The sequence below is a fragment of the Streptococcus sp. genome, from assembly GCF_019414905.1.
In the GTDB taxonomy this organism is placed as follows: domain Bacteria; phylum Bacillota; class Bacilli; order Lactobacillales; family Streptococcaceae; genus Streptococcus.
In genome coordinates this window covers 1-3,984 of record NZ_DXLC01000023.1, presented here as the reverse complement: position 1 = coordinate 3,984, position 3,984 = coordinate 1, and the positions used below count along the sequence as shown (strand labels likewise).

The 3,984-nt window shown below is 39.0% G+C and carries 7 protein-coding genes; 5 read left to right on the top strand and 2 right to left on the bottom strand.

Features of this window, described 5'->3' with window-relative positions; translation table 11 throughout:
- The coding region (locus tag QZ359_RS00535; RefSeq protein WP_293951813.1) for a formate--tetrahydrofolate ligase at positions 1 to 404 on the bottom strand (404 nt) is incomplete at its 3' end.
- A gap of 225 nt (positions 405 to 629) precedes the next feature.
- Here QZ359_RS00535 and coaB point away from each other — a divergent pair.
- From coaB to QZ359_RS00510, 5 genes are all read left to right on the top strand, one after another.
- Positions 630 to 1,319, top strand: coding sequence for a phosphopantothenate--cysteine ligase (gene coaB, locus QZ359_RS00530; RefSeq protein ID WP_293951811.1), 690 nt, complete (start codon positions 630 to 632; stop codon positions 1,317 to 1,319).
- Between the two features lie 11 nt (positions 1,320 to 1,330).
- The gene (coaC, locus tag QZ359_RS00525; RefSeq protein WP_261074959.1) at positions 1,331 to 1,882 is read left to right on the top strand and encodes a phosphopantothenoylcysteine decarboxylase; all 552 of its coding nucleotides are present in this window, start codon (positions 1,331 to 1,333) and stop codon (positions 1,880 to 1,882) included.
- Positions 1,866 to 2,429 carry an ECF transporter S component gene (locus QZ359_RS00520; RefSeq protein ID WP_000747412.1) on the top strand — a complete coding sequence of 188 codons (564 nt, stop codon included), beginning with the start codon at positions 1,866 to 1,868 and terminating at the stop codon, positions 2,427 to 2,429. The genes coaC and QZ359_RS00520 overlap by 17 nt, the downstream gene beginning before the upstream one ends.
- A 175-nt stretch (positions 2,430 to 2,604) precedes the next feature.
- Complete coding sequence (locus QZ359_RS00515; RefSeq protein ID WP_261025306.1) at positions 2,605 to 3,132, top strand: ECF transporter S component; 528 nt, start codon at positions 2,605 to 2,607, stop codon at positions 3,130 to 3,132.
- Between the two features lie 11 nt (positions 3,133 to 3,143).
- Positions 3,144 to 3,659 (top strand): transcription repressor NadR, encoded by a 516-nt coding sequence (locus tag QZ359_RS00510; protein WP_261025307.1) that lies wholly within the window; start codon positions 3,144 to 3,146, stop codon positions 3,657 to 3,659.
- On the opposite strand, the gene QZ359_RS00505 is transcribed toward QZ359_RS00510, so the two are convergent.
- On the bottom strand, positions 3,656 to 3,984 hold a 329-nt coding region (locus QZ359_RS00505; protein WP_293951770.1), incomplete at its 5' end, for an 8-oxo-dGTP diphosphatase. The genes QZ359_RS00510 and QZ359_RS00505 overlap by 4 nt on opposite strands.

Genomic DNA, 3,984 nt, shown 5'->3' with positions numbered 1-3,984 from the left:
GTTGTAATGGCATGCATGTCTCCAGTGAAGTGGAGATTAATATCTTCCATTGGCAGAACTTGGGCATAACCACCACCTGCCGCACCACCCTTAATTCCCATTACTGGACCAAGAGATGGTTCGCGAATAGCAATCATGGTTTTCTTGCCAATCTTGTTCAAGGCATCCGCCAGACCAATGGTAATAGTTGATTTTCCTTCACCTGCAGGTGTTGGGTTGATGGCAGTAACCAGAATCAATTTTCCAACTGGATTGCTCTCAACTGCACGAATTTTATCAAAGCTGAGCTTAGCCTTGTACTTTCCATACAACTCCAAATCGTCGTAAGAAATACCAAGTTTCTCTACAACATCAACGATTGGCTTTAGCTCAATACTCTGTGCGATTTCAATATCTGTTTTCATTCAAAACTCCTCTAACCTCTTATATGATAATTCATTATAACACAAAACAAGATTTTTAACATCCTTAAACTCTCTAAACGTTCGTAAATATCGCTTATTTTAAGGTTTTTAGAGCCCTTTCTTAAATTTTATATGGCTTTATAGTTTGAAACTATATTCTTTTCTTTTACCGAAATTTTATCACTTTCATTTTACTTACCGTTTATTTTTGTGTACAATAGTGCTATGAAAATTTTAGTTACATCGGGCGGTACCAGTGAAGCTATCGATAGCGTCCGCTCTATCACTAACCATTCTACAGGACTCTTGGGGAAAATCATAACAGAAACCTTGCTTGCTGCAGGGCATGAAGTTTGTTTGATAACAACAAAACGAGCTCTAAAGCCAGAAGCCCATCCCAACCTAAGCATTCAAGAAATTAACAATACAAACGACCTTCTTCTTGAAATGCAAGAACGTGTTAAGGATTATCAGGTCTTGATTCACTCAATGGCTGTTTCTGACTACACTCCTGTTTATATGACAGGGCTTGAGGAAGTTCAGGCTAGCTCCAATTTGGAAGAATTTTTAAGCAAGCAAAATCATCAAGCTAAGATTTCTTCGACTGATGAGATTCAGGTTTTATTCCTGAAAAAAACACCAAAAATCATCTCTCTAATCAAGGAATGGAATCCTGCTATTCATCTGATTGGTTTCAAACTGCTGGTTGATGTTACCGAAGACCATCTGGTTGACATTGCTAGAAAAAGTCTTATCAATAACCAAGCAGACTTGATTATCGCAAATGACCTGACTCAAATTTCAGCAAACCAGCATCGTGCAATCTTTGTTGAGAAAGATCAGCTTCAAACAGTCCAGACTAAAGAAGAAATTGCAAAACTCCTCCTTGAAAAAATTCAAGCCTACCATTCATAGAAAGGAAAGCTATGGCACATATTCTCTTGGCTGTAACGGGGTCTATCGCCTCTTACAAGTCGGCAGATTTAGTCAGTTCTCTAAAAAAACAAGGTCATCAAGTCACTGTTTTAATGACCCAGGCTGCTACAGAGTTTATCCAACCATTGACACTACAGGTCTTATCACAGAATCCTGTCCACCTAGATGTCATGAAGGAACCCTATCCTGATCAAGTCAATCATATCGAACTTGGAAAAAAAGCAGATTTATTTATCGTGGCCCCTGCAACAGCTAACACTATTGCAAAACTAGCCCACGGCTTTGCGGACAACATGGTAACTTGTATTGCTCTAGCCTTGCCAAGTCATATTCCCAAACTCATCGCACCTGCTATGAATACAAAGATGTATGAACATCCAGCAACTCAGGCTAATCTGAAAACATTAGAAACCTACGGCTATCAGCTGATTGCTCCTAAGGAATCCCTACTAGCTTGTGGAGACCATGGACGAGGAGCTTTAGCCGACCTCACAATTATTTTAGAAAGAATAAAGGAAACTCTCGATGAAAAAACGATCTAATATTGCGCCCATTGCTATCTTCTTTGCAACCATGCTTGTGATTCATTTTCTAAGCTCACTTATCTTTAACCTTTTTCCATTCCCAATCAAACCGACCATCGTTCATATTCCTGTCATTATTGCCAGCATTATCTACGGTCCACGCGTTGGGGTTACACTTGGATTTTTGATGGGGCTACTTAGCTTGACGGTTAACACAATTACGATTCTGCCAACCAGCTACCTCTTCTCTCCTTTCGTACCAAATGGGAACATCTACTCAGCTATCATTGCCATTGTCCCACGTATTTTGATTGGTTTGACTCCTTACTTAGTCTATAAGCTGATGAAAAATAAGACTGGTCTGATTCTAGCTGGTGCCCTTGGTTCCTTGACAAATACTGTCTTTGTCCTTGGTGGAATTTTCTACCTTTTTGGAAATGTTTTTGATGGTAATATCCAAAAACTCCTAGCAACTGTTATCTCAACAAATTCAATTGCCGAATTAGTTATTTCTGCAGTTCTAACCCTAGCCATTGTTCCACGACTACAGACTTTAAAAAAATAAAAACAATCTCCACTTTCAAACCTGAAGGTGGAGATTTTGTTTGAGGTAGTTTCTTTTTAGTGAAATCTTTACCAATATCTAACTAAAAATGACCTATAAACCTAAGTAAATCCTTGCTTTATTGTCTTCTTTATTGTACTATACTAGTGTATATACAGATAAAAAGGAGATTCTTATGAATACACGGAAAAAGACACAATTTATGACAATGACAGCCCTATTAACAGCTATTGCAATTTTGATTCCGATTGTTATGCCTTTCAAGATTGTCATTCCACCTGCTTCTTACACTTTAGGAAGTCACATTACTATTTTTATAGCCATGTTCTTGTCGCCCTTAATGGCAATTTTTGTCATACTAGCCTCTAGTTTTGGATTTTTGATGGCTGGATATCCCATGGTTATCGTATTTCGAGCTTTTTCCCATATCTTTTTTGGAACTCTAGGAGCTCTTTACCTACAAAAATTTCCCGATACCCTAGATAAACCAAAATCTTCTTGGATTTTCAACTTTGTTTTGGCTGTCATTCATGCCCTTGCTGAAGTATTAGCCTGTGTCCTTTTTTACGCAACTTCTGGTACCAATGTAGAAAATATGTTTTATGTTCTATTTGTACTAGTTGGATTTGGCACAATTATCCATAGTATGGTAGACTATACATTAGCACTAGCTGTCTATAAAGTGCTTCGAAAACGCCGTTAAGAGGAAAAACTATGACAAAAGATCGCAAACAAGCCCTGCTCCAAGTCTTGAAAGAAGCTCCTAAAGCCCTCAATGGTCAAAGTTTGGCTGAACATTTTCATGTCACGCGTCAGGTCATTGTACAGGATATTGCAATTTTGAGAGCCGATGGCGCTCCTATCCTATCCACCAATCGTGGCTACGTCTATAAGCAAATTGATACTAACCCTTATGTTCATAAACTTTTTAAAGTGAAACATGAAGTTGAAGAAATCGGTCAAGAACTCCTCGCTATCGTAGATAATGGTGGACGTGTTCAAAACACCTTGATTGACCATCCTGTTTATGGAGAAATTGAAACCTTGCTGAAACTGTCTTGTCGCAGAGATGTGCAACATTTTCTAGAACAAGTTGAGCATTCTGATTTTAGACCTTTATCTGAATTGACAGATGGCATCCATTACCACCTAGTCGAAGCCGAAACACAACAAGATCTCCACTATATAGAGGAGGCCTTGGATCGGCTCGGTTATTTGGTAAAGGATTAGAAAATTTTCTTTTCCCAAACGTCTTCTGTACGGCGAGGATAGAAAAATTCAGACTTGTCCGGAGCTTCCATCCTTTCCATCAAGGGTAACATATCATAGGCCAGATCCAAGTTTGGAATCTGGTCTTTTTGCACCCAAGAAACTTCTCCTTCATCTGAAGAGCGAAGGGTCCCAGAGAACTCAGTCGCCTTATAACAAACGACAATATAGCGCCTACCTGTATCTAGTGGCCAATTTTTAATGCCGACAAGTTGAGGATTTTGGATCGTCAATCCTGTTTCTTCATAGATTTCACGAATGACAGACTCTGCGAAAGACTCGCCAT